This window comes from Methylocystis silviterrae (genome assembly GCF_013350005.1).
Taxonomy (GTDB): Bacteria; Pseudomonadota; Alphaproteobacteria; order Rhizobiales; family Beijerinckiaceae; genus Methylocystis; species Methylocystis silviterrae.
The window spans coordinates 207,945-232,679 of sequence record NZ_JABVWW010000002.1 but is presented as its reverse complement, the minus strand read 5'-3'; the positions used below and the strand labels follow the sequence as shown (position 1 = coordinate 232,679).

The window sequence follows — 24,735 nt, the reverse complement described above, 5'->3', positions numbered from 1 at the left end:
CTAGCCTGCCGCCCGGTTCAAAACGCCGCGGCGGATCTGATCCTCTTCGATCGATTCAAATAGCGCCCGGAAATTCCCTTCGCCGAACCCTTCGTCGCCCTTGCGCTGGATGAATTCGAAGAAGATAGGGCCAATGACCGTCTTGGAGAAAATCTGCAGCAACAGACGGTGGGCGCCCGTCGTGAGTCCGTCGATCAGAATGCCGAGCTCCTTGAGCCGCTGCGTCGGCTCCCCGTGCCCCGGCAGCCTTTGCTCGAGGGCGTCGTAATAGGCGTCCGGCGGCGCCGGCATGAAATCGAGCCCGTTGTTGCGCATCGCGACAACAGTCTCATAAATATCCCGGCACGCGCAGGCGATATGCTGAATGCCTTCGCCTTTATATGCGTCCAGAAACTCCTCGATCTGACTCTTTTCGTCGGAGCTTTCATTGATCGGGATGCGAATCTTGCCGCAGGGGCTCGTCATGGCGCGAGAGCGCAAGCCCGTCATCTTGCCTTCTATGTCGAAGTAGCGAATCTCGCGGAAATTGAAGATGCGCTCATACCATGCCGCAAGCGCGTCCATGCGGCCGCGCCGAACATTGTGTGTCAGATGGTCGATGTTGGTCAGCCCCACGCCTGGGGGATTGGGATCGCGCTCTCCTATCCATCGAAAGTCGATGTCCCAGATCGAACCCTGAGCGCCATATCGGTCGACAAGATAGATGAGCGAACCTCCGACGCCCTCGATGGCGGGAATGTTCAGCTCCATCGGGCCAACGCCGAAGGCGACAGGCTTGGCGCCCAGAGAAACGGCGCGGCGCATCGCTTTTGCAGCGTCGACGACGCGGAAGCCGATGCAGCACACCGAAGGGCCGTGCGCTTTCTGGAATTCGGCGGCGAAGCTGTGAGGCTCCGCGTTCAGCACATAATTCACTTCCCCCTGCCGATACAGCGTCACGTCCTTGGAGCGATGACGCGCGACGGCGACGAAGCCCATCTTCTCGAACAGCGAGGCGAGTTGCGCGGGATCGGGATGAGCGAATTCGACAAATTCGAATCCATCTGTTCCCATCGGGTTTTCGGCGGACGTTCCAGCGCCGCCAAGCGTCGAGTCCATGTGCAGGCCCTATATACAGCTTTGGCTGACCTGCTATTTAAATATTGCGTTCCCGATCCGGTTAAAGGCCCATGATCCTTTACGACTACTATCGCTCTTCGGCCGCCTATCGCGTGCGGATCGCCATCGCGCTCAAAGGGCTCGTCGTCGAACGCCGGCCAGTCCATCTCTTGCGCGGCGAACAGCGTGATCCCGGCTATCGCGCCAAAAGCCCGCTGGCCATCGTGCCGACGCTGGAACTTGATGACGGCACGTTGATTACCCAGTCGCTGGCGATTATCGATTATCTTGACGCGCTGAAGCCTGAGCCGCCGCTGCTGCCGCGAGACGCTATTTTGGCGGCGCAGGCGCGGGCGGCGGCGTTGACGATCGCCTGCGAGATACATCCGCTCGCCAATTTGCGGGTGATTGAGGCGCTGCAGCAGCAGTTCGGCGCGAAGGACGATCAGATCGCCGTGTGGCGCAGGCGCTGGATTTTGGACGGCCTCACCGCGGTCGAGGCGCTTATCGCGCCGCCTGCCCCTTTCGCCTTTGGCGTCGAGCCGTCGCTTGCCGACATATGCCTCATTCCGCAGGTCTATAACGCGCGACGCTTCGACGTTTCACTTGAGGCCTGCCCGCGCATCCTTGCCGTGGAGGCGGCTTGCGCCGCGCATCCTGCTTTCATGGAAGCGCGTCCAGAGGCGCAGCCGGACGCCGAATGAGATTTTAGGACGCGAGCGTCAGATCGGCGATCACAGCCCCCAGGAAGCGGCCTGCTTCGCCGCCGGTGACGACGCGGTGATCGAAGGTCAGGCTCAGAGGCAAAATCCGATGCACGGCGGGCGCGCCATCGACAGCGACCACCTCGTCTCTGATCCGGCCGGCGCCAAGGATGGCGACCGTCGGCGGCAGCACGATCGGGGCGGCGTAGCGCCCGGCGATCATGCCGAAATTCGAAAGCGTGATGGTCGCGCCGCGCAGCTCCTCGGGCGGGATTCGCCGCGCCGCGGCGTCCTGCCGCATGCGGTCGAGGCCCTTGCGCAAGTCCAGCGCGTCGCGATTGCCGACATCCCGCAAGACAGGCACGAACAGGCCCTCTTCCGACAGATCCACGGCGACGCCAAGGTCGATCTTCTTCATCACGCGGCGCGCAAAAGCGTGAGGCTCGAACCAGGCGTTGAGCGCAGGCTCCGCCTTGCAGGCCTGGGCAAGCGCGCGGATCAGGCGGACAGTCGTATCGCTTCCAGGACTCCAGGCATTGATATCGGCGTCGTCAACGATCGTAGCCGCCGCGACTTCCGCCTGGGCCTGCGCCATATTGTGGGCCATGGCGCGGCGCATGCCCCGCAGCGGCTCGGCGGCTTCCGTCTCGCTGAGAATGCGCGCGACGCGCTCGATGTCCTGCGTCGTAATCACCCCGTCCGCGCCGGAGGGCGTCACCATGGCGAGATCGACGTTCAGCTTGCGCGCAAGCGCTCTTACGGCAGGCGTCGCCCGCACCGCTCCGCCGACGTGGCCGACTGAGATCGGCTGGTCGCGGACGACCCCGGAACCCTGCTGAACGGCGCCGACCACTGACCCGGTGTCCTCTCCCGCGCCCTCGAAACCCACTAGCGGCGCGCCGATGCGGATTACGTCGCCCGCCGAGGCGAACAGCCGCTCGATGCGGCCTCCCTGAGGCGATGGAATTTCGACGACCGCCTTGGCGGTTTCAACGGCCACGAGCGGCTGATCGACTTTAACGTCCTCACCGGCGGCGACGCGCCATTCGACGAGTTCGGCCTCCTGCAAACCCTCTCCGAGATCGGGAAGACGAAAGATGTTCATGACGCCTCCATCACTTGCCGAACGCCGTCGATGATGCGGTCCACGCTCGGAATATATTGCTTCTCCAGCTTCGCCAGCGGCACGACCACGTCATAGCCGGTGACCCGCTTGATGGGCGCCAGCAGCGAGTAGAGGGCGCGCTCAGCGATTTCGGCGGCGACCTCGGCGCCAAAGCCCGCCGTGCGCGGCGCCTCGTGAACGATGACGCAGCGTCCGGTCTTTTCGACGGAGCGCAGGATCGTTTCCACGTCGAGAGGCTTCAGCGTGGCGACGTCGATCACTTCGATCATCACGCCTTCTTCTTCGAGCTTTTCGGCGGCGGCGAGCGTTTCGGGCACCATCGCGCCCCAGGTGACGACCGTCGCGTCGGCGCCTTCGCGCAGGATGAAGCAGGCGTCGAGCGGCAACTCCACGCCGTCGTCCTCGACCTCCTGACGGAAGAGACGATAGAGGCGCGTGGGCTCAAGAAAGATCACCGGATCGGGATCGCGCACAGACGCCAGCAGCAGCCCGTAGGCTCGGGCAGGAGAAGAGGGTGCGACGACGCGGAGCCCCGGCATGTGAGCGAACATCGCCTCCGGACTTTCGGAATGATGCTCGGGCGCGTGAATGCCGGCGCCGCACGGCGAGCGCAGCACCATTGGACAGGTCAGCCGCCCGCGCGTGCGATTGCGCATGCGGGACGCGTGATTGATGATTTGGTCGATCGCCGGATAGATGAAACCGGAAAACTGGATTTCGGCGACGGGCTTCAGCCCCATCGCCGCCATGCCGACCGCAACGCCTGCGATTCCGCCTTCGGCCAAGGGCGTGTCGATCACCCGCTCGCGCCCGAAGCGCGCCTGCAGGCCGTTCGTGGCGCGAAACACGCCGCCATTGACGCCGATGTCCTCGCCAAGCAGGAGGACGTCCTTGTCTTCGCTCATTGCGCGCGCGAGCGCGAGATTGACCGCTTCGACAAGAGTGATTTCAGACATGACCGTTTCCGTTGCCATTCGCGCTGCGTTGGGCAAATCGGCGCGCTTCTTCCCGCTGCCACTGCAGGGTATCCGGGAGCTTTGCGTAGAGATGTTCGAACATGGCGTCGCAGTTCAGCGGCGAGGCGTTCAAATAGGCCGCAACCTCGCGATCGACCTCTTCCGCACATTCTTTATGAAGCTCCGCCTCTTGCTCTTTCGACCAGGCGCCTTCGCTCACGAGGTAGGCGCGCAGCCGAGCGATCGGCTCGCGCGTCCACTGCGCGCGCACGACTTCGGGATCGCGATAGCGCGATGCGTCGTCGGCGGTGGTGTGATCTCCAAGGCGATAGGTGAGCGCTTCGATCAGCGTCGGTCCGCCGCCCGATCGCGCCTTGTCGATCGCCCGGCGCACCACTTCGTGAACCGCAATGACGTCATTGCCGTCGACCTGGCGCCCCTCTATGCCGGCGGCGACGGCCTTTTGCGCGAGAGTCTCCGCCGCGCTCTCCAGTTCGCGCGGCGTCGAGATCGCCCAGCCGTTATTGTTGATGATAAAAACAACAGGCGTCTTCCAGACTCCCGCCATGTTCAACGCTTCGTAAAAGGCGCCATTGGAAGTGCCGCCGTCGCCGATGAACGTGACGACGACGCGATCCTCCTTCCGCGCCATCAACGCGTAAGCCGCGCCGACCGCCTGCGGGGCCTGCGTGGCGACGGGGACGCAGTTTGGGAAGTCGCTGCGCGCATTTTTGAAGTCGCTGCCGCGCTCGTCGCCGCCCCAATAGAGCAGACATTCGGACATCGCCATGCCGCGATAGAATTGCGCCGCATGATCTCGATAGGACGGCACGAGCACGTCGCGTTCTTCCATCGCCGCGGCCGCCCCGACGCCGATCGCTTCCTGGCCGAGCGCCGACGCGAAGGTGCCCAGCTGACCGGTGCGTTGAAGACTGATCGCCTTGTTGTCGAAGATTCTGGTTCGCGTCATCGCGCGATAGAATCTGACCAGTCGCTCGATGTCCTTCGCCGACTTGCTGGCCGCCTTGCTGATCTCGCCGCTCGGCGACAACAGCTGAACAAGATCCATGTGGAGATCGAAGCCCATCTCAATGTTTCCCATCGCCCCGCTCCTGATGAGCGAAGTAGCGCAGCGATAGGCGACGTCACGGCTCTGCGACATTTTTTTTGGCGATTTTCCGGCGCCGCAGCGCAGGAAAAGGGGCTCGACTGCGGGCTTGACTGTATGGCCGGTTGTCCAATTTACCGATCATGCCCGCCAAATCGGAAATCGATCCTTTCTCATTTCGAGACGAATTTGGCCCCGCGAAGATCGTCCATATCTGGTCGCCCTCGGTCAAACTACGCGCCGTCGTCGTCATCGATAATGTCGCCGCTGGTCCCGCCATCGGCGGCACACGTATGGCGCCGGACGTCAGCGTCACGGAGTGCTTCCGACTCGCCCGGGCGATGACTTTGAAGAACGCGGCATGCGGATTGCCGCATGGCGGCGCAAAATCCGTGATTTTCGGCGATCCCGATATGGCGCAGGCCGACAAAGAACGGCTCATTCGCGTGTTCGCCAAATCCATTGAGCAGCTCGTCGACTATATTCCCGGACCCGACATGGGCACGGACGAGACGGCGATGGCCTGGGTGCATGACGAAATCGGCCGAGCGGTCGGCCTCCCGGCTGAAATTGGCGGCATTCCTCTCGATGAAATCGGAGCCACGGGTTTTGGCGTCATGATCGCCGCGTGCGCAGCTGCGCCCTTCGCCGATGTTTCGCTAAGCGGAGCGCGCATCGTCGTGCAGGGGTTTGGCGCCGTGGGCATACATGCTGCGCGGTTTCTGGCCAGCAAAGGCGCACGAATGGTCGGCGTATCCGACAGCCGCGGCGCAGTGGCTGACGCGGATGGGCTCGATATAGAGGCGCTCGCCGCGTTGAAGCGCCAGGGCAAGAGCGTCGGCGATCTGGAGCGCGCACGCGCCGTCGACCCTGAGTCGCTCATCGCCTTGCCTTGCGAGATCTTCATTCCGGCTGCGCGCCCGGACGTGCTGCGCGCGGACAATGTCGACATGCTCGACTGTAAATTGGTGGTGCAGGGCGCGAATATTCCCGCCACCGCCGAAGCGGAACGCATGATGTTCGCGCGGGGAATCGTCAGCGTCCCGGATTTCATCGCCAACGCCGGCGGCGTGATCTGCGCGAGCATTGAATACAGCGGCGGCGGCGAAGCGGCGGCCTTCGCGGCGATAGAGGAAAAAATCGGGCGCAACACGCGGCTCTCGCTGGAGCGGTCGCGGGCCGAGAGCGTTTCTCCTATCGACGCCGCGATGGAACTTTCGACCGACCGGCTGCGCAAGATCATGCAACTGAGGCGCTGGGGCTAACCCGGACGCTCGATCGCCATCGCGGTCGCTTCTCCGCCGCCGATGCAGAGCGCCGCCACGCCCCTTTTTAGACCCTTAGCCTCCAGAGCGGCAAGAAGCGTGACGATGATACGTGCGCCAGACGCGCCGATCGGATGGCCAAGGGCGCAGGCGCCGCCACGGACATTGACCTTCTCATGCGGCAAGTCCAGTTCGCGCATCGCCGCCATGGCGACGACGGCGAATGCTTCATTGATCTCAAAGAGGTCAACGTCGTTCGCCGCCCAGCCCACCCGGTCCAGGAGTTTGCGGATCGCTTCGATCGGCATGACGGAAAAGCGGCTCGGAGCGCCCGCGACCGTGACGTAGCCGCGAATGACGGCGAGCGGCGTCGCGCCGGCGCGCTCGGCCTCGTCGACGCGCATCAGGGCGAGCGCCGCCGCGCCGTCCGATATCGCGCTGGCGTTGGCGGCGGTGATCGTGCCGTCCTCCCTGAAGGCCGGCTTGAGTCGGGCGATATCCTGCGCCTTGGCTTTGCCGGGCAGCTCGTCGCTGGCGATGACTCGCGCGTTGGCGCCTTTGCCGAGCGTTATTGGCGCGATCTCCTGCGCGAAAGAGTCGTCGGCCGTCGCGCCTTGAGCGCGCGCCAGCGACGTCGACGCATATTGGTCCTGCATCTCGCGGGTAAATTGATACTCCGTCGCGCAATCCTCCGCGAAGGAGCCCATCAGCCGACCTTTTTCGTAGGCGTCCTCGAGACCATCCAGAAACATGTGATCGAGGACCTTGCGGTGTCCCATTCGATAACCGGTGCGCGCGCGATCGAGCAGATAAGGCGCGTTGCTCATGCTCTCCATACCGCCGGCGACCGCGACCCGCGCGCCTCCAACGGCGAGCTGATCGCTCGCGAGCATCACCGCCTTCATGCCAGAGCCGCACATCTTGTTGATGGTGACGGCGCCCGTCGTCTCAAGCAACCCGGCGCCGAGTGCCGCCTGCCGCGCTGGGGCCTGGCCAAGGCCTGCCGAAAGGACACAGCCCATGACGACTTCATCTATGTCGTTCGGCGCCAGGCCGGCGCGGGTCACGGCCGCCTCGATGGCGTGCGCGCCGAGCTGCGGCGCGGAGACGTCCTTCAACTCGCCCAGAAACGCGCCGATGGGGGTGCGCGCGACGCCGACGATGGCGACCGGTGCGGCAGCGCTCATGACAATCTCCTCATCGGCTGGCGAGCTAACCCCTCCAAGCAAAATATGGGGTTGAATCCCAACTTTTGAACGCCGGGAGGGGCGTGTCGTCCCCGGCGAGAATACCTTCGACGGTTTCGTCGCTCACAGCGTCGAGCCGGTCCGGCGACCATGTCGGGCGGCGGTCCTTGTCGATGATCGCGGCCCGGATGCCTTCATAAAGATCGTGGGTCGCCAGCATCCGGCACGCCGCCTTGAATTCATTCGTCAGACACGTCTCGACGTCAGCCGCTCCCGCGGCGCACAGCAGCAATGCGCGCGTCACTTTCAGCGCCGTCGGCGACTTCGCGCTGATGTCCTCCGCCGCGCGCAAGGAGAATTCCGATCCTTCGCGCTCGAAGGCGTCGACCACGTCTGCGACGTTCTCATGCGCCGTCGCTGCAGCGAGCAACGGCCTGTGCAGCGAGAGCCGGCCGATACCTGGATGGCGGGCGAAGCGCCGCAGTGCAACATCGACGTCTTCGGCGGCTCCTATCGTCGCGAGCCTGCCGATCAGCGGCGCAATGTCCTCCGCGTGAATTAGAACATCCGCAAGATCGGCCTCTATCGCGTCCGCCGCCGCCACCGACGTCGCCGAAAGCGCCAGATAGGCGCCGATTTCGTGCGCTCTCGAAAGAAGCCAAGTCGCGCCAACGTCAGGAAAGAATCCGATGCCGACCTCCGGCATCGCGACGCGGCTTCGCTCCGTGACCACTCGCCGGTTGCCATGCGCAGATATGCCCACGCCGCCACCCATCACGATGCCGTCCATGATCACGACATAGGGTTTGGGAGAGGAGGCGATGCGGGCGTTCAGCTCATATTCCTCGCGCCAAAAGTCGGCGAACAGCCGCTTTTGCGAGGCCTTCAGCTCGTAGAGACTCCTCACGTCGCCGCCGGCGCACAGACCGCGATCGCCGGCGCCCGTGACGAGCACGGCGCTGACGCCGGGATCGGTCCCGAAGTCGTCGAGCGCGCGCCGGAACTCGCGCACCATCGGCAGCGTCAGCGTGTTGAGCGCCTGTGGTCTGTTGAGGAGGATGCGTCCGAGACGGCCCTCGCGTGAAGCGATGAGATCCATCAATTCACTTCAGTAATGAGCGCGCGATGATGACGCGCATGATTTCATTCGTTCCTTCGAGAATCTGATGAACGCGCAGATCGCGAACGATCTTTTCGACTCCATATTCGCTTAAATATCCGTAGCCGCCATGCAATTGCAGCGCCTCATTGGCGACCGCGAAGCCGGCGTCGGTCACGACGCGCTTGGCCATAGCGCATAGTGTCGTGGCGCCGGGCGCCTTGGCGTCAAGCGCCGCCGCCGCGCGCCAAAGGAAAGTGCGCGAGACTTCAAGCTGCGTGGCCATGTCCGCGAGCCGAAATTGCAGCGCCTGGAATTCATCGAGCGCGCGTCCGAACGCCTTGCGGCTCGCCATGTAGCGCAGACTATGGTCAAAAGCCGATTGAGCCCCGCCAAGCGAACAGGCGGCGATGTTCAGGCGCCCGCCGTCGAGCGCCGCCATAGCGATCTTGAATCCGTCGCCCTCGCGTCCGATGAGATTTTCGGCCGGCACGCGACAGTCATCAAGGATCACGGCCCGCGTCGGCTGCGCGTTCCACCCCATTTTTCGCTCAAGCGCGCCGAAACTCAAGCCCAGAGCGCCACCCTCGATGACGAAGGCCGAAATGCCTTGCGGCCCCGACTCGCCGGTGCGCGCCATGACCACGTAGAGATGGTCGGCGCCGCCCGCGCCAGCGCCTGAGATGAACTGTTTCGCGCCATTCAAGACGTAGTGATCGCCGCTACGCTTTGCATGCGTGCGTAGCGCCGCCGCATCCGAACCGCTGCCCGATTCCGTAAGACAGTAGCTCGAGAGAACCTCCATCGTCGCGAGCTTTGGCAGCCATGTGTCGATCTGGCGCTCCGTTCCGAAAGCGTCGATCAGGCCCGCGCACATATTGTGAATCGAGAGATAAGCGGCGATCGTCGGACAACCCATTGCGAGCGCTTCGAAGATCAGCACGCCGTCAAAGCGCGTCAGCCCCGCGCCGCCGGACGCCTCTCGCACATTGATGGCCGCCATGCCGAGCGCCGCCGCATCGCGCAGCGTGTCCACCGGAAGCACATGCTCGCGGTCCCAGTCGAGAGCAAAGGGCGCAAGCCGATCGCGTCCGAAGTCTCGCGCCATTTCACGAATGGCTTCTTGCTCGGCGCTCAATTCGAAATAGGACGACATTCGGCCATTCACCGCAATTGTTGACGTTAATCTGTCGCGGCGAAGCTTTTTGACAAGTCAGCGTCGCGAAGGGGCTTCGATCGGATTGCTGCACCTCGCGGCATAGGCCTGCGCCACGCGGCTCGCCGGCGTACGCTTTAATTCGCGGCAAGCGAAGGCCCCCGCCTCCAAAAGGCGGTCGAGCGACACGCCGGTTTCAAGGTCCATTCGCTCAAGCATATAAACGACGTCCTCGGTCGCGACATTTCCGGCGGCGCCGGGCGCGAAAGGACATCCGCCAAGACCGGCGACTGAACTGTCGACGACGCTGACGCCGACTTCGAGGCAAGCGAAAATATTGGCGAGCGCCTGTCCGTAGGTGTCGTGAAAATGCACCGCGATCTTGTCGAGCGGCGCGACGCGCGCCACTCTTTCGACCATTCGGCGGGCTTGCAGCGGCGCGCCGACGCCGATCGTATCGCCGAGGGAGACCTCGAAGCAGCCCATATCGAGGAGCGCGCCGGCGACCGACGCCACTCGGCCGCTATCGACCTCTCCTTCGTACGGACAGCCCAAGACGCAGGAAACATAGCCGCGGGCCATGACGCCGTATCGCCTGGATTCCGCAACGACTTTGGCATATCGCGTGAGACTTTCCTCGATCGAGCAATTGATATTGCGCTTTGAAAACGTCTCCGATGCCGCTGCGAACACGGCGATCTCGTCCGCCCCGGCCGCAAGCGCCGCCGCGAGCCCGCGCAGGTTTGGAACCAGCACGCTCAGCCGCACATTTTGCCTTGGCGTAAGCGCAAGAGTCTCATCCGTGTGCGCCATCTGCGGCACGGCCGTAGGGGAGACGAAACTTCCGGCTTCTATGCGCGATAGCCCCGCGACCGCAAGACGACTGATGAGTTCGGCCCGAATCTGCGGCGACAGCGTCAACGTCTCATTCTGCAGGCCGTCGCGTGGGCCGACTTCAACGATGCTGACGCGCGCAGGAAGGCTCATGCCACGTCCTTTCGCAGGATCGTGACGAGTTCGGCGCCCTCGATCGCCATGTCGCCCTCTTCGCAGGCGACGCTCTCCACCACGCCGTCATGCGGCGCAGCAAGAGGGATCTCCATTTTCATCGCCTCCAGAACCAAGAGGGTCTCGCCCTTGCTAACGGCGTCGCCAGACTTCACCGCGACTCGCGTGACGGTCGCCGGCATCGGGGCCAGCACGCGCTCGTTCAATGGTTCTTCACCTTGCGACGACGTCGCCGCTTCCACCCAGTTGATGACATAGTTCCTGCCGCCAAGAATGACGACGACGCCGTCATCCAGGCCGACTGTTGAGACCTCGTGCTTAACCCCGTCCACAAGCAGCGAGAGGCGACCGCCGACGCTTTGAACTTCCACCGCCGTGACGGCGTCGCCAAAGCTCAGCAGGAAGCCGCCGTCCTGCGGACGCATGATTTGTGCAGCAAGCGTCCGGCCCGCCTGCGTGACCCTGAGGTCATGATCGGCACGCTCATAGAGTCGCCATGCGTCCGCTCCGGCCCAGGGCGACCAATCGTCGCCGACCGCGCGACTCGCTTCAAGCGCCACGCGCCGCGCGTCGGCCAGGAAAACCGCGCTCGCCGCCGAAAGAAGGACGCGGTCCGAATCCGTGCTCGGAGCAGCGGGGCACGTCAGCATAGCGATATTGTTCCCGACGTATTCCGTGTCGTAATCGCCGGCCGCCATCCCGTCGCTTTTGGAGATGGCCCGCAGCAGATCGAGATTTGTGGCGACGCCAACGATCTCGACCTCCTCCAGCCCCGCCTGCAATCGACGCAACGCCTGCTCGCGATTTTCGCCGAAGACGATGAGTTTCGCCAACAGCGAATCGTAATAGGGCGTGACGCGATCGCCGGCGCGAACGCCCGAGTCGATGCGCAAGAAAGGCGCTTCCCGCGGCCCGCGAAAATAGGCGATCTCGCCAACCGACGGCATAAACCCGCGAGCAGGATCTTCCGCGCAGATCCGCGCTTCAATTGCGCAGCCGCTCATCCTCAGATCGTCCTGCGTCAAGGGGAGCGGCGCGCCACAGGCGACGCGCAGCTGCCATTCGACGAGGTCCTGCTTCGAGACCATCTCGGTGACGGGATGTTCGACCTGAAGCCGCGTGTTCATTTCGAGAAAATAGAAGTGGTCTTCTCCGACAAGAAATTCGACCGTGCCTGCGCCGGTGTAGCCCGCCGCATGCGCGGCGCGGATCGCCGCGTCGCTCATCTGCGCTCGTAACGAGGGCGTCAGACCGGGCGCAGGCGTCTCTTCAATAATCTTTTGGTGGCGGCGCTGCATCGAACAGTCGCGCTCAAGGAAAGAAACGACGCCGCCGAGCGAATCCGCGAATATCTGGATTTCGACGTGCTTATAGCCGGAGAAATATTTCTCGATGAACAGCGCGTCATCGCCGAAGGCGGCGCGCGCTTCACGCCGCGCGCTTTCGATCGCCGATGACAATTCTTCCGGCGCGCGCACGATGCGCATGCCCCTGCCGCCGCCGCCGGCGGACGCCTTCACGAGCACTGGAAGGCCGATGGCGCGCGCCGCTTCGAACAATTCAGCGTCTTCGCCCCCGGATGAACCCGGCGCCACAGGCACCCCTGCTCGCATCATCGCGGCCTTGGCCTCGCTCTTGGAGCCAAGAAGCCGCATCGCGTGGGGCGGAGGCCCGACGAAGATCAGTCCGTTCGCAGCACAGGCTTCGGCGAAGTCCGCATTCTCGGCCAGGAATCCGTAGCCCGGATGTATGGCGTCCGACCCGGAACGATGCGCAATTTCGATGATCTTCCCGATCGACAGATAGCTGTCGCGCGCCGGCGCGGGTCCGAGAAGATAGGCTTCATCCGCAAGTTCGACATGCAGCGCGTGCGCGTCGACTTCGGAATAGACGGCGACCGACGTGACGCCCAATCTTTTCGCGGTGCGCATGATTCGGCAAGCGATCTCGCCGCGGTTCGCGATGAGGAGCTTGCGCATCATCTCACTCGGCCGCGATCCAGTGTGGCGCTCGTTTTTCAAGAAAGGCCGAAAGACCTTCCTGCGCCTCCGCGCTCGATCGCCTTGCGGCGAGACGATGCGCGGCCTCGCGCAAGAGTTCTGCGTCCACGCCGTGGCCGTGGCATTCCGCGAAGAAGCTCTTCACATCCGCCTGCGCGCCAGGCGCCCCGCGCAACACGTCCGCGACGATCGCCGCATGCGCCAAATTGACCTCCAACCTTGGCGCCACACGGTGGACGAGACCCAATTTCTGCGCCTCCGCGGCGGAAAATCGCTCCGCCGTCAAAGCATATCGGCGCAGCTGCCGAAGGCCTATGGCCCGGATGAGAAAGGGTGCGACGATCGCCGGAAGCAGGCCCAGCCGCACTTCATTGAGCGAGAATGACGCGTCGTCGGCGGCGACGACGATATCGCAACACGCGAGCAGACCGACGCCTCCGCCGACGACGACGCCCTTAGCCAGAGCGATCGTCGGCTTTGACACGGTGTCCAGAGCGTGCAGCATTCGGGCGAGCGCCAAAGCGTCCTGTTCATTGGCGCTCGATGAACGCTGCGTGACGCGGATCATCGAGCCGATGTCGCCGCCGGCGCAAAAATAGTCTCCCGCGCCCTCGACCGTAATGATGCGGACGTCGGCTCGCGCATCCAACCCCTCGAGCGCTTCCTTCAGAGAGCCAATGAGCTCATAGTCGAGCGCGTTGCGCTTGTCTGGACGGTTCAGCGTCAAAGTCGCAACGCCATTTGCATCAACCGATTGCAGCAAAGTTATCATAGAACATGACTCACATGCGAAACAGGCCAAAGCGCGTTTCTTCGATCGGCGCCCTCAGCGCGAAGGATAGCGCCAAACCGACAATCCGTCTCGTGTCGAGCGGGTCGATGACGCCGTCGTCCCAGAGCCGGGCGCTGGAATAAAGCGGCAGGCTCTGGCGCTCATATTGCTCACGAATCGGGCGCGCGAAGTCTTCTTCCTCTTCTTCCGAGAAAGGCTTCTGCTGTTTATCCATGGCCTCGCGCTTGACGCGCGTCAGCACGCTCGCGGCCTGCTCCCCGCCCATGACGCCGATGCGCGCGCCCGGCCACATCCACAAAAATCGCGGCGAGTAGGCGCGTCCGCACATGGCGTAGTTGCCGGCGCCAAAACTGCCGCCGACGATGATCGAGAGCTTCGGCACCGCGGCCGTCGCGACGGCCGTCACCATTTTGGCTCCCTCCTTGGCGACGCCGGCGCTTTCGTACTTCGCCCCGACCATGAAGCCCGTCGTATTGTGCAAAAAGAGCAGCGGTATTTTTCGTCGCGCGCAAAGCTCGATGAAATGCGCGCCCTTTTGCGCGCTCTCGGGAAACAAGACGCCATTGTTGGCCACGATCCCGACAGGATAACCATAGATGTGCGCGAAACCTGTCACCAGCGTCGGGCCATACAGCTTGCGGAATTCTTCGAATTCGCTGGCGTCGACAAGACGCGCAATCACCTCCCGTATGTCGAACTGCTTGCGGGGATCCTGCGGCAGCAGACCGTAAATCTCGGCGGGATCGTAGTAAGGCTCCGCAGGCTTTCTCACCGGAACTGTTATCGCGCCGGAAGGTCCGAGATTGCCGACAATATCTCGTGCGATCTGCAGGGCATGCGCGTCATTCTCAGCGCAATGATCGGCAACGCCTGAACGGCGACAGTGAACGTCGGCGCCGCCGAGCTCCTCGGCGGTCACAACTTCGCCCGTCGCCGCTTTGACGAGAGGCGGACCCGCAAGAAATATCGCGCCTTCGTTGCGCACGATAATCGTTTCATCGCTCATCGCCGGAACATAGGCGCCTCCGGCGGTACACGAACCCATGACGACGGCGATCTGCGCAATGCCGCGCGAAGACATCGTGGCCTGATTGTAAAAAATCCGGCCGAAATGATCCCGGTCCGGAAAAACATCCTCCTGGCTCGTCAGATTGGCGCCGCCCGAGTCGACGAGATAGAGACAGGGCAAGTTGTTCTGAGCGGCGATCTCTTGCGCGCGAAGATGCTTCTTCACAGTCAAAGGAAAATAGACGCCGCCTTTAACCGTCGCATCATTGGCCACGATCATACATTCGCGGCCGCGCACTCGCCCTATGCCGGCGACGACTCCGGCCGCTGCGACACGCCCGTCGTACATGCCGTGGGCGGCAAATGGCGCGATTTCGAGAAAGGGCGAGAAGGGATCGACAAGCGCGTCGATGCGCTGACGCGCGAGCATTTTACCGCGCGCGAGATGCCGCTTACGCGCTTGCTCGCCGCCACCCGCTCGAATATCCGCCGCGATCCCCTTCAACTCGGCGACGCGATCGGTCATCACTTGGTGATTGTTGGCGAAATCGGCGTCTTTCGGATGAACAAGGCTATCGATGCGGGGCATATCCTTAATCCAAAGTCAGGCTGTCTCCTGAAAGAGTTCGCGCCCAATCAACATGCGGCGGATTTCGCTTGTTCCCGCGCCGATCTCGTAAAGCTTGGCGTCGCGCAATAATCTTCCCGTCGGATATTCGTTCATATAGCCGTTGCCGCCAAGGCACTGAATGGATTCAAGCGCCATCCATGTCGCGCGTTCAGCGGCGAAAAGTATCGCGCTCGCGGCATCCTTCCTCGTCACGCGGCCGCGATCGCACGCCTTCGCGACCGCATAGACATAGGCGCGCGTGGCCGTGACCGCCGTGTACATGTCGGCGAGCTTGCCCTGCATAAGCTCGAACTCGCCGATCGGCTGACCGAACTGTTTGCGCTCGTGCACATAGGGGAGCACGACGTCCATGCAGGCCTGCATGATTCCAAGCGGACCGCCCGCAAGCACCGCGCGCTCGTAATCCAGCCCGCTCATCAGCACATTGACTCCGCGCTCGGGGAGGCCGAGCACGTTTTCTTCGGGAACCTCGCAGTCCTCGAATACGAGTTCGCATGTGTTGGAGCCGCGCATGCCAAGCTTGTCGAGCTTCGCGCTAGATGAAAATCCGGCAAAGACGCGCTCGACGATGAAGGCGGTTATGCCATGCGGACCGGCGCCCGGATCGGTTTTGGCATAGACGATCACGACGTCGGCGTCGGGACCGTTCGTCACCCACATCTTGCTTCCGTTCAGGACATAACGATCGCCGCGCTTCACCGCGCTAAGCCTCATGTCCGTGACGTCTGATCCGGCGCCAGGCTCCGACATCGCCAGCGCGCCGACATGCCGACCAGAGACGAGATTCGGCAGATATCGCCGCTTCTGTTCTTCCGAGCCGTTACGATGGATTTGATTGACGCAAAGGTTGGAATGGGCGCCATAGGACAATCCGACCGACGCCGAGGCGCGGCTGATTTCCTCCATCGCCAGCACATGTTCCAGATAACCCATGCCCGCGCCGCCATATTGCTCATGCACGGTCAGACCGAGCGCGCCGAGCGCGCCGAGCTTGGGCCAAAGATCCGGAGGAAAAGCGTTTTGCGCATCGATCTGCTGCGCCTGCGGAGCGATTTCCGCCGTCGCGAAGGCTTCGGTCGCGCTGCGCACGCGGTCGGCCACATCGCCGAGATCGAAGTCAAGAGTAGGCGTCCAATGGCGCATGCGCATCCTCCGACGGCGCACCAAGATAGAGCCTATATTTCTCGAATCGGCGAAGTTTCAAGTTGGCGCGCGCTTGCGCGGCCCTGTTTGGCGCGAGGCGATCGCTGGCTATCCGACGACGCCCGGCTGGGCGTCGAGCACCTGCTGGTCGACGAAGGGGACAAACCGGCTGAAGTTCGCCTCGAACATTCCGATCAGCCTTTTCGCCATCTGGTCAAAATCTTCGCGCGAGGACCACGTCTGAACAGGATCCAGCATTTTCGAGTCGACGCCCAGCGCGGACGTCGGCACGCACAGACCAAAGGATGGATCCGTCCGGCAGTCGGCTTGCGCGAGGGAGCCGTCGAGCGCGCCCTGAAGCAAGGCGCGCGTCGCCGCGATCGGCATCCGACGTCCGATCCCATAGGGTCCGCCCGACCAACCGGTGTTCACCAGCCAGCAGTTCGCTTGGCTGGAACAGATAAACTCGCGCAGCAGGTCGGCGTATTCCGTCGGCCGGCGTGGCATGAAGGGTGCGCCAAAGCAGGCGGAGAACGTCGCCTGGGGCTCTATGACGCCACGCTCGGTCCCCGCGACTTTCGCGGTGTAGCCGGACAGAAAATGATACATCGCCTGTGCGGGCGTGAGACGCGCGATCGGCGGCAGCACGCCAAATGCGTCACACGTCAGCATCACGATGTTCCGGGGATGACTCGCGCGACGCGTCTTCGACGCATTGGAGATGAAGTCGAGCGGATAAGCGATCCGCGTGTTTTCGGTTTTCGAATCGTCGTCGAAGTCGAACCGACCGGCGCCGTGATCATACGACACATTCTCGAGGATCGCGCCCCGACGATGAGAGGCGGCGTAGATATCGGGCTCGGAGTGTTGTGCGAGCCGGATCGCCTTGGCGTAGCAGCCGCCTTCAAAGTTAAAGAGACCGTTCTCGTCCCACCCATGCTCGTCGTCGCCAATTAGGCTGCGCGTCGGATCGGCGGAAAGCGTCGTCTTGCCTGTCCCAGAAAGCCCGAAGAACACCGCCGATCCACCCTCGCCGTCATTGACGGCGCAATGCATCGGCAACACGCCTTTCGCGGGTAGAACATAGTTGAGATAGGTGAAGATCGACTTCTTGATCTCTCCCGCATATTGGGTGCCGCCGATGAGCACGACGCCTCTCGATAAGTCCATAGCGATCACCGTGCTGGAGCGGCAACCGTGGCGTGAGGGGTCAGCCTGGAATGAAGGCAAGTCCAGAACCGTTAGTTGCGGCTCGAAACCGCACGCGCTCTCAGCCGGAGTGAAAAGATGCCGCGCAAAGAGCGAATGCCAAGCGTATTCGGTTAGAACGCGAATATTGAGCTGATGCGCTGGCGCTGCGCAGGCATAAAGATCCTGAGCGAAGAGCGTCATTCGACGCGCGTGCGTCAACATGTCTTGACGCAGCCGGACAAATTGCTCTGGCGTCATCGAGAGATTGTTGTCCCACCAGATCGTCGGTTCGGTCAAAGCGTTGCAGACGATAAACTTATCATTCGGCGATCGCCCCGTGTGAGCGCCGGTTTCCACGACCAGTCCGCCCGTCGAGGATGCGACTCCCTCCCCGCATCGGATCGCTTCGCCGTAGAGTTCGCTTGTCCCGTAATTCCGGCGAGCCTGTGTGGAGAGGTCTAAGTCTTCGATCGCACAATCCCCGACGTCGTCTACTCGCCACATCGTTGTGTTCGCCATCCCGAGATTTTCCTCTCCGGCTCGCTAACATGCGACGCGAAATGCGTCTGACGCGCCAGCTAAACGCAAGCACATTTTTGGAAATAAAGCGTAAATCATTCAAATCAAGCCGCCGTAGACGTTCCGCTAAAATGCATGCGGACAGCGACGCCCAAGGCTCAACAAAGAGGTCTGCCGAACGCATCAGCCCAATTGCGACCTGCGAAGTTCTGGCTTTTCCGCGATTGGAACAACGACGACGTCAGCGGGTTGAGCCGAGGCTCGAACAATTTCGAGGATGGAGGCAAGAATGGCGACGCCAGAACTGGAGCGCATCCGACAATCGGACCGCCCGATCAGCGAAACTGCTGCGGTCATGGGCGACAAAGCAATGGCGGCGGCCGACCGAGTCGGACAACGCATCAATCAGACAATGGAACAAGCCGGATCGGCGATATCGATGGTGCAGGAGAAGGGCAGCGAAGTTGCCGGACGCGCCGGCGACGTGATCGGCAACTTTCGGCAAGCCATTGAGACGTCGGCGCGTAGTCAGCCAACGACGACTGTGCTCATGGCGGTGGCTGTGGGATTCATGCTGGGCGCGATGTGGAATTCGGGCAGCAACTATCCGCGCGACTAAGTTTGGCGGACGAATGATGGCCGGCGCATGAGCGTCGGCCATGTTCAGTTTCAATCCAGCGCGCCAGGGTCTTGCCGCACCTCAGATGGTAAGGCGCTGGGCCAATCATCGGCTTGAAGCGCCGGTAGGGCGTCGAACTCCTTCCCAGACATCTTACTGTGCGCAAAACCGCCTGTGAACTCTATGTTCGCCGGATCGACGGCGCGCAGCGTCTCACCGACGTCGCCCAGTCCATATTGGGCGATGACCACATAGGCGAGACCGCGATGATCGCGTTTCAGCATCAGATCGATGACGACGCCGAGTTTTTCGCTGCTCGCGTCTATGACATTGGCGCCAACGGCCGCCGATGCAGAAAAGAGCGTGGGCGCGTTGCCCGCCTGGCTGCTCTTGCGCACGGCCTTGATGCTTCCGTCCTCATGCCTCGCCTGCCTGCCTAACCACCGCCACACTCCAATCAAGTTGATCGCTGTCAGGAAAAGGTTGGTGAGCAGGAGATTGCTCTGGTGGGTGTAGGTCGCCGTCAAGCTCCAGGCGACGGAGCCGATTGCAAACACGACGAAGCCCCAGCCCGTGACGCGCGCGCCGGCGTTGGCGGCCGTCATCATCGCGGCGATCATTGTTGCGGCTGGCGCGATCCAGCCTAACGCCCATTCCCACATAAATGACTGCCAATGCCCCCCACCCAACCGCCGTTCGCCAGCCGCCGTTCGTACGGTCCGCCTAAAACGCGCCGGCAGACACGCTGTTCCGACAGACGCCGGGCGCGGGGGCGCACTCGCCTCGCCCTCGCCGTTCCCCGCCCACCCTGTCCAATTGTTCATAATGCCGGAACAAAGGTGCTCAACCCGAGTTTGTTCAGGGAGACCGAAAAGCAATGAAATCGGCAAGGCTTGAGGTGGGGCATGATGTCAGTTCCAAGTCATCTGTTTTGCTTCTCTCATCTTCGTTGGAATTTCGTTTATCAGCGACCACAACATCTTCTCAGTCGAGCAGCTAGAAACCTCGGCGTCTTCTACGTCGAAGAGCCCATCTTTTCTCATGATGAAGCAGGCGTAAAACTCCAAAGGGATGAAGCCTGCGGCGTTGTTGTCGTGACGCCAGTTCTTCCAGAAGGCCTCTCAGCAGACGAAATCACGAACGCGCAACACCGCGTCGTGGACAACTTGCTGGCGCAGGTGCGGCCTTCGCGATGGGTCGGTTGGTACTATACGCCCATGGCGCTTCGATTTACCCGGCATCTCTCTCCCAACCTGCGCGTCTATGACAATATGGATGAACTTTCCGCGTTCGCTGGAGCGCCGCAAGGGATTCTCGATCTCGAACGAGAGCTGATGGCCAACTGCGATCTCATGTTCGTCGGCGGACAGAGCCTGTACGAATCCAAACGTAAAAGGCACGACAACATTCACGTTTTCCCGAGCAGCGTCGACGCCGCTCACTTCAAGAGCGCGCGGCAGCCTGGCGTGGATCCCGACGATCAAAGGGAGATTCCGCATCCCCGCATCGGGTTCTTTGGCGTGATCGACGAACGCATGGATATGGATATCGTCGCCGGCATCGCGGCGCTGCGGCCGCAGTGGCAATTGGTGATGATCGGTCCCACCGCGAAGATCAGCCCGCAATCTCTGCCCCGCGCCGAAAACATCCATTGGCTGGGCTGCAAACAGTACCAAGCGCTTCCGAACTATCTATCCGGATGGGACGTCGGAATCATGCCATTCGCGTTGAATGAAGCGACGCGCTTTATCAGCCCGACGAAAACGCCCGAGTTTCTTGCTGCAGGCGTGCCAGTCGTTTCAACGCCCATCACCGATGTCGTTAACCCCTACGGCGCGGCCGGGCACGTGGAAATCGCATCGAACGCGGAGGCGTTCGTCGCCAAGATCGATCTGTTGCTTTCGCGGCCGAAGGCGCACTGGCTCAGTTCGATCGATGCGTTTCTTGCGGAAATGTCGTGGGACAAGACTTGGGCAAGGATGATGCTGCACATCGCGAGCGTCGGCGCCGAGTCCAAATCAGCGCGGGAGGGGCAACTTGTTTGATTGGCTTATCGTCGGGGCAGGCTTCGCGGGAAGCGTGCTGGCCGAACGGCTCGCGTCGCAGCGCGACGAGCGTGTCCTTCTTATCGATCGTCGGCCGCACATTGGCGGGAACGCCTATGACCGCTACGACGACGCCGGCGTGCTTATGCATCAATACGGCCCGCATATCTTTCATACCAATTCCGAAGCGGTTTTCGAGCATCTTTCTCAATTCACGCGTTGGCGCCCGTACGAGCACCGCGTCCTGGCGAACGTGGACGGCATGCTCGTGCCGATCCCAATCAACTTGGACACGGTGAATCGCCTCTACGGTCTCTCCTTAGATTCGGACCAGCTTGCGCAGTGGTTCGCCAGCCGCGCCGAACATTGTGAAGAGATCAAAACGTCTAAAGATGTCGTCGTCAGCACGGTGGGGCGAGAACTCTACGAGAAATTCTTTCGCGGCTACACCAAAAAGCAGTGGGGCGTCGAGCCGTCGCAGCTGGACAAGTCCGTCACGGCGCGGGTGCCTACGCGCCTCAATCGCGACGACCGCTATTTTGGCGACGAATACCAGTTCATGCCGCTGCACGGCTATACGCGCATGTTCGAACGAATGTTGGACCACCCCAACATCAACGTCATGCTGCAGACCGATTTCGAGGAGCTGCGCAACGAAGTTTTCTATCGGCGACTGATCTTCACCGGGCCGATCGACGAATATTTCAACTTCCGCTTCGGCAAGCTGCCCTATCGGTCCCTGCGCTTCGAACATGTCACGCTCGATAAGCGGCAGCATCAACCCGTGGCCGTCGTCAATTATCCGCAGACAGAAGCCTATACGCGGGTGACGGAATATAAGCATCTCACGGGTCAGGAACATCCTAAAACAAGCTTGACCTATGAATTTCCCAGCGATGCAGGCGATCCCTATTATCCCGTGCCGCGCACAGAAAATGCGGAAATTTACAAGCGCTACGAAAAGCTTGCGATCGCGCAGCAAAATGTTTGGTTTGTTGGGCGGCTGGCGACCTATCGCTACTACAATATGGATCAGGTGGTCGGCCAGGCGCTCGCGACGTTCCGACGGATCAATAAGGAGATCCCGGCTCGTAACAGCAGCGCGGCCTTCGCTACTGCGTCAGTCGCCGCTGAATAGGCTCACGTCTTAAATGCGAGCCAACTTTGCGGCGCTGCGCAGTCCGGCTAAGCTTGAGTCGTGAATAAAAATACTGCGCGTTTTGGCGTTCGCAATGTAGAAAATCGTCTGTGGATCGCTCATTGTTATAGTCGACCAACGCATCGATGCTCCGGCGCCGGCACTTTTGGTCGAGGTGAGGTTAGGTGAGCGCAGCGCGCATATCTCTAGACGGGTTGTGGGACTTTAAATATCTCGGCTATGGCGCCAAGCCGGCCGAGAGCCGGACGATTCTTGTCCCGAGCCCCTGGCAAGCTCAGTTCGCCGATCTGCGCATGCGCGGCGGCGTCGCTGTCTATCGCCGAGACGTCGAGATACCGGAAGAATGGCTGGAGCAGCGCGTCTTTCTGCATTTCGGCGCGGTTTTCCATATCACCCATGTGTTTGTTAACGGCGCATTCGTCGGCAGCCATGTGGGCGGCTTCCTGCCGTTTCATTTCGACATTACGGATCGGATCGTCAGCGGAAAAGCCGAGATAAAGGTGAAGGTGGAAAGTCCCACCGACGATCCGTTCGAATTCCCCACGACGCCCTTCGCCGAAATGCCGTTCGGCAAGCAGAGCTGGTACGGCCCGCTCTCGGGGATATGGCAGTCCGTGTATCTCGAACGGCGGATCGCGGACCACGTGACGACGGTGCGCGTGCGTTCATCGCTGGCGAGCGGAGAGATCTCGGCGCATGTGCGCTTCGAGAGCCCGCTCACCGACGCTGCCGACGTGACGATTGCGGTCGTCGACGCAGAGGAAAATGCCGTGGCGCAGTCATGCGCCAAACTGGCGGCCGGCGTCGAGAACGCCATCGTTTATTCGTTTGTGCCTGCGCCTCGCTGCTGGTCGCCTGACAGCCCCTATCTCTATCGTCTACAAGTCTCGATGAGGCGCAAGGACGTCATTGTCGACCAAATCGAAACGACATTTGGCTTTCGCAGCGTCGAAACCCGAGACGGGAAATTGTATCTCAACGGCAAGCCGTTCTATCTGCGCGCGGCTCTCGACCAGGACTACTATCCCGACACGATCTGCACCCTGCCCTCCGTCGAATTTCTCGAGGACAGATTTTGCAAGGCGAAGCAGCTCGGGCTGAACGCCCTGCGCTGCCACATTAAAGTGCCGGATCCGCGCTATTATGAGGTTGCCGATCGCCTTGGTCTGCTGATTTGGGCGGAGCTACCAAATGCTGGTGATTCGACCGAACTCTCGCGAGAGCGCAAGGAGCTCACGCTGAAGGGCCTTATCGATCGCGACGGAAACCATCCTTCGATCTTTTGCTGGACGCTGATCAACGAGAACTGGGGCGTCGACCTAGTCCATGACGCCTATCACCGCGCATGGCTGAAGAAGCTGTACCTGTGGCTCAAGTCCTACGATCCGTCACGGCTTGTCGTCGACAATTCGCCCTTGGCGCCAAGCTTTCACGTGCAGACCGATCTCGCGGATTTCCATTTCTATGCCGCCATTCCCGATAGTCGGGAGGACTGGGATCAGTTCGTCGAGGAACTCGCCGGCAGGGCCGAATGGCTCTTCAGCCCCGAGGGCGACGCCGTCATCACGGGACAGGAGCCGCTGCTATGCTCGGAATTTGGCAATTGGGGGCTGCCCGACCCTGAGAAATTGAGAGACGCGGCCGGCGCCGAAGCCTGGTGGTTCGAGACCGGCCACGACTGGAGCGAAGGCGTCATGTATGCGCATGGCGTTCGCAACCGATTTCAAGACTGGAGTCTCGACCGCGTGTTCGGCACGTTCGAAAGCTTCATCGAAGCGACGCAGTGGCAACAGTTTCGGGCGCTGAAATACCAGATCGAGGCCATGCGCCGGAAGCCGCAGATCGCCGGCTACGTCATCACCGAGCTGACCGATTGTCACTGGGAGGCGAACGGCCTTCTCGACATGCGCTCGAACCCGCGCGTTTTTCACAATCTGTTTCACTCGATCAATGCGGATACGGTTGTTCTGCCCAAACTCGATCGACCCGCCTACTGGTCGGGCGACGCCGTTCGCCTCTCGCTCTGCGTGGCGCATGGCGGGCCAAATCCGCTGGAGCCGGCGGCGCTCGACATATCGGTCACCGAGCCGATGACGTTGGAAATCCCGTCCATCGCGCCTGGCGCTGTGGTTGATCTCGGCATGATTTCGGTGAAACTCCCGGTCGTCGAGCACTCTTGCCTGCGCCGTCTTACCCTGCGCTTGCGCTCTCTCGACGGACGACTTCTCGCGAGCAATGAAATCGACATTGCCGTGCATGCAAGGCCTCGACCGCCGGAGCTTTCGCTGTGGTCGTCACACGGCGACATTCGGGACCGGTTGCAGGCGCTTGGCTATGGATTGGCGGAAGGGGCCGAGACCGCGGACGTCGTCGTCGAGACGCAAGCTTCCGCCGCGCTCGCGACCTATGTGCGCGCCGGCGGCCGAGCGGTTCTCTTGACCGAAACGCCGGGCTCGCTCACGCCATTCTTTCCGCATTGGCAGAACGTCAAGGTGGTGGCGCGCGACGGCACGCTCTGGCGAGGCGACTGGGCGTCCTCCTTCGCCTGGCTTCGGCGGCAGGGTCCCTTCGCCGCAATTCCCGGCGGGCCTCTCCTTGACCAGGCGTTTGATCGTGTGATCCCGACGCATGTCATCTCCGGCTGCAATCTCCTCGATTTTCAAGCGCGCGTTCACGCGGCGCTGGTTGTTGGATGGATTCATCGTCCGGCTGCAATTGCGGTCGGACGCAATTACGGCACAGGCCGCATCGTGATCGCGACCTTCAAACTATTCCGTGATCCTCCGGGAGAAGATCCAACCGCCGCGGCTTTGCTTGGCGGCCTGATCGAGGCTGCGGCGCGAAGCGCCGGTCCGGCGCCTGCGATCTCCAAGCTCGAACCCGTGGGTTGGGAAGACCTTTAGGCGAGCTGGCGCGTTAT

Annotated in this window: 20 protein-coding genes; 6 read left to right on the top strand and 14 right to left on the bottom strand. The window is 62.0% G+C overall.

Annotation, left to right across the window (positions count from 1 at the left end; all coding sequences use genetic code 11):
* Complete coding sequence (gene hppD, locus HUN39_RS02975; protein ID WP_175093013.1) at nt 1-1,098, bottom strand: 4-hydroxyphenylpyruvate dioxygenase; 1,098 nt, start codon at nt 1,096-1,098, stop codon at nt 1-3.
* Nucleotides 1,099-1,169: 71 nt separating this feature from the next.
* Between hppD and maiA the strand changes: the two genes are divergently transcribed.
* Nucleotides 1,170-1,802, top strand: coding sequence for a maleylacetoacetate isomerase (maiA, locus tag HUN39_RS02970; RefSeq protein WP_175093012.1), 633 nt, complete (start codon nt 1,170-1,172; stop codon nt 1,800-1,802).
* A gap of 4 nt (nt 1,803-1,806) precedes the next feature.
* Here the strand turns inward: maiA and HUN39_RS02965 are convergent, their stop codons facing one another.
* Genes HUN39_RS02965 through pdhA form a run of 3 tightly spaced genes read right to left on the bottom strand, consistent with a single transcriptional unit; the run spans nt 1,807 to nt 4,986 of the window.
* Nucleotides 1,807-2,907, bottom strand: coding sequence for a dihydrolipoamide acetyltransferase family protein (locus HUN39_RS02965; RefSeq protein ID WP_175093011.1), 1,101 nt, complete (start codon nt 2,905-2,907; stop codon nt 1,807-1,809).
* A complete protein-coding gene (locus HUN39_RS02960) occupies nt 2,904-3,884 on the bottom strand; it encodes an alpha-ketoacid dehydrogenase subunit beta (RefSeq protein WP_175093010.1) in 981 nt (326 codons plus the stop codon). The genes HUN39_RS02965 and HUN39_RS02960 overlap by 4 nt, the downstream gene beginning before the upstream one ends.
* Nucleotides 3,877-4,986 carry a pyruvate dehydrogenase (acetyl-transferring) E1 component subunit alpha gene (gene pdhA / locus HUN39_RS02955; protein ID WP_175093009.1) on the bottom strand — a complete coding sequence of 370 codons (1,110 nt, stop codon included), beginning with the start codon at nt 4,984-4,986 and terminating at the stop codon, nt 3,877-3,879. Before pdhA ends, HUN39_RS02960 begins: the two co-directional genes overlap by 8 nt.
* A 149-nt stretch (nt 4,987-5,135) precedes the next feature.
* Between pdhA and HUN39_RS02950 the strand changes: the two genes are divergently transcribed.
* A complete protein-coding gene (locus tag HUN39_RS02950) occupies nt 5,136-6,257 on the top strand; it encodes a Glu/Leu/Phe/Val family dehydrogenase (protein WP_175093008.1) in 1,122 nt (373 codons plus the stop codon).
* On the opposite strand, the gene HUN39_RS02945 is transcribed toward HUN39_RS02950, so the two are convergent.
* From HUN39_RS02945 to HUN39_RS02905, 9 genes are all read right to left on the bottom strand, one after another.
* On the bottom strand, nt 6,254-7,444 hold the full coding sequence (locus tag HUN39_RS02945; protein ID WP_175093007.1) for an acetyl-CoA C-acyltransferase: 1,191 nt from the start codon (nt 7,442-7,444) through the stop codon (nt 6,254-6,256). The two genes, HUN39_RS02950 and HUN39_RS02945, sit on opposite strands and share 4 nt — an antisense overlap.
* Nucleotides 7,445-7,469: 25 nt before the next feature.
* Complete coding sequence (locus HUN39_RS02940; protein ID WP_175093006.1) at nt 7,470-8,543, bottom strand: 3-hydroxyisobutyryl-CoA hydrolase; 1,074 nt, start codon at nt 8,541-8,543, stop codon at nt 7,470-7,472.
* Nucleotides 8,544-8,547: 4 nt separating this feature from the next.
* Nucleotides 8,548-9,699: an acyl-CoA dehydrogenase family protein gene (locus HUN39_RS02935; RefSeq protein WP_175093005.1), complete on the bottom strand. Its 1,152-nt coding sequence runs from the start codon at nt 9,697-9,699 to the stop codon at nt 8,548-8,550.
* 57 nt (nt 9,700-9,756) lie between these two features.
* Entirely contained in the window at nt 9,757-10,686 is a 930-nt protein-coding gene (locus HUN39_RS02930; protein WP_175093004.1) for a hydroxymethylglutaryl-CoA lyase, read from the bottom strand.
* Nucleotides 10,683-12,689, bottom strand: a complete 2,007-nt coding sequence (locus HUN39_RS02925; RefSeq protein WP_175093003.1) for an ATP-binding protein — start codon at nt 12,687-12,689, stop codon at nt 10,683-10,685. Before HUN39_RS02925 ends, HUN39_RS02930 begins: the two co-directional genes overlap by 4 nt.
* A gap of 1 nt (nt 12,690) precedes the next feature.
* Nucleotides 12,691-13,479, bottom strand: coding sequence for an enoyl-CoA hydratase-related protein (locus tag HUN39_RS02920; protein WP_175093002.1), 789 nt, complete (start codon nt 13,477-13,479; stop codon nt 12,691-12,693).
* Nucleotides 13,480-13,489: 10 nt separating this feature from the next.
* Complete coding sequence (locus HUN39_RS02915; protein WP_175093001.1) at nt 13,490-15,097, bottom strand: carboxyl transferase domain-containing protein; 1,608 nt, start codon at nt 15,095-15,097, stop codon at nt 13,490-13,492.
* Nucleotides 15,098-15,112: 15 nt separating this feature from the next.
* Nucleotides 15,113-16,282 carry an isovaleryl-CoA dehydrogenase gene (locus HUN39_RS02910; protein WP_175093000.1) on the bottom strand — a complete coding sequence of 390 codons (1,170 nt, stop codon included), beginning with the start codon at nt 16,280-16,282 and terminating at the stop codon, nt 15,113-15,115.
* A 108-nt stretch (nt 16,283-16,390) separates the two neighbouring features.
* A complete protein-coding gene (locus HUN39_RS02905; protein WP_175092999.1) occupies nt 16,391-17,992 on the bottom strand; it encodes a phosphoenolpyruvate carboxykinase in 1,602 nt (533 codons plus the stop codon).
* 289 nt (nt 17,993-18,281) lie between these two features.
* Between HUN39_RS02905 and HUN39_RS02900 the strand changes: the two genes are divergently transcribed.
* Nucleotides 18,282-18,611 (top strand): hypothetical protein, encoded by a 330-nt coding sequence (locus HUN39_RS02900; protein WP_175092998.1) that lies wholly within the window; start codon nt 18,282-18,284, stop codon nt 18,609-18,611.
* A gap of 50 nt (nt 18,612-18,661) precedes the next feature.
* Here the strand turns inward: HUN39_RS02900 and HUN39_RS02895 are convergent, their stop codons facing one another.
* The gene (locus tag HUN39_RS02895; protein ID WP_175092997.1) at nt 18,662-19,231 is read right to left on the bottom strand and encodes a PRC-barrel domain containing protein; all 570 of its coding nucleotides are present in this window, start codon (nt 19,229-19,231) and stop codon (nt 18,662-18,664) included.
* A gap of 273 nt (nt 19,232-19,504) precedes the next feature.
* On the opposite strand from HUN39_RS02895, the gene HUN39_RS02890 reads away from it, so the two are divergent.
* The 3 genes from HUN39_RS02890 to HUN39_RS02880 all read left to right on the top strand — a co-directional run bounded on the left by HUN39_RS02890 (nt 19,505) and on the right by HUN39_RS02880 (nt 24,718).
* On the top strand, nt 19,505-20,656 hold the full coding sequence (locus HUN39_RS02890) for a glycosyltransferase family 1 protein (protein WP_232365870.1): 1,152 nt from the start codon (nt 19,505-19,507) through the stop codon (nt 20,654-20,656).
* Nucleotides 20,649-21,794 (top strand): UDP-galactopyranose mutase, encoded by a 1,146-nt coding sequence (gene glf / locus HUN39_RS02885; RefSeq protein WP_175092996.1) that lies wholly within the window; start codon nt 20,649-20,651, stop codon nt 21,792-21,794. Before HUN39_RS02890 ends, glf begins: the two co-directional genes overlap by 8 nt.
* Nucleotides 21,795-21,979: 185 nt before the next feature.
* Nucleotides 21,980-24,718, top strand: a complete 2,739-nt coding sequence (locus tag HUN39_RS02880; RefSeq protein WP_175092995.1) for a glycoside hydrolase family 2 protein — start codon at nt 21,980-21,982, stop codon at nt 24,716-24,718.
* The last annotated feature ends 17 nt before the right edge of the window (nt 24,719-24,735 follow it).

What these genes read in the sequence shown, in the direction of transcription:
- hppD (WP_175093013.1), bottom strand. Translation starts at nt 1,098, where the DNA reads ATGGACTCGACGCTTGGCGGCGCTGGAACGTCCGCCGAAAACCCGATG.
- maiA (WP_175093012.1), top strand. Translation starts at nt 1,170, where the DNA reads ATGATCCTTTACGACTACTATCGCTCTTCGGCCGCCTATCGCGTGCGG.
- HUN39_RS02965 (WP_175093011.1), bottom strand. Translation starts at nt 2,907, where the DNA reads ATGAACATCTTTCGTCTTCCCGATCTCGGAGAGGGTTTGCAGGAGGCC.
- HUN39_RS02960 (WP_175093010.1), bottom strand. Translation starts at nt 3,884, where the DNA reads ATGTCTGAAATCACTCTTGTCGAAGCGGTCAATCTCGCGCTCGCGCGC.
- pdhA (WP_175093009.1), bottom strand. Translation starts at nt 4,986, where the DNA reads ATGGGAAACATTGAGATGGGCTTCGATCTCCACATGGATCTTGTTCAG.
- HUN39_RS02950 (WP_175093008.1), top strand. Translation starts at nt 5,136, where the DNA reads ATGCCCGCCAAATCGGAAATCGATCCTTTCTCATTTCGAGACGAATTT.
- HUN39_RS02945 (WP_175093007.1), bottom strand. Translation starts at nt 7,444, where the DNA reads ATGAGCGCTGCCGCACCGGTCGCCATCGTCGGCGTCGCGCGCACCCCC.
- HUN39_RS02940 (WP_175093006.1), bottom strand. Translation starts at nt 8,543, where the DNA reads ATGGATCTCATCGCTTCACGCGAGGGCCGTCTCGGACGCATCCTCCTC.
- HUN39_RS02935 (WP_175093005.1), bottom strand. Translation starts at nt 9,699, where the DNA reads ATGTCGTCCTATTTCGAATTGAGCGCCGAGCAAGAAGCCATTCGTGAA.
- HUN39_RS02930 (WP_175093004.1), bottom strand. Translation starts at nt 10,686, where the DNA reads ATGAGCCTTCCTGCGCGCGTCAGCATCGTTGAAGTCGGCCCACGCGAC.
- HUN39_RS02925 (WP_175093003.1), bottom strand. Translation starts at nt 12,689, where the DNA reads ATGATGCGCAAGCTCCTCATCGCGAACCGCGGCGAGATCGCTTGCCGA.
- HUN39_RS02920 (WP_175093002.1), bottom strand. Translation starts at nt 13,479, where the DNA reads ATGATAACTTTGCTGCAATCGGTTGATGCAAATGGCGTTGCGACTTTG.
- HUN39_RS02915 (WP_175093001.1), bottom strand. Translation starts at nt 15,097, where the DNA reads ATGCCCCGCATCGATAGCCTTGTTCATCCGAAAGACGCCGATTTCGCC.
- HUN39_RS02910 (WP_175093000.1), bottom strand. Translation starts at nt 16,282, where the DNA reads ATGCGCCATTGGACGCCTACTCTTGACTTCGATCTCGGCGATGTGGCC.
- HUN39_RS02905 (WP_175092999.1), bottom strand. Translation starts at nt 17,992, where the DNA reads ATGGCGAACACAACGATGTGGCGAGTAGACGACGTCGGGGATTGTGCG.
- HUN39_RS02900 (WP_175092998.1), top strand. Translation starts at nt 18,282, where the DNA reads ATGGCGACGCCAGAACTGGAGCGCATCCGACAATCGGACCGCCCGATC.
- HUN39_RS02895 (WP_175092997.1), bottom strand. Translation starts at nt 19,231, where the DNA reads ATGATCGCCGCGATGATGACGGCCGCCAACGCCGGCGCGCGCGTCACG.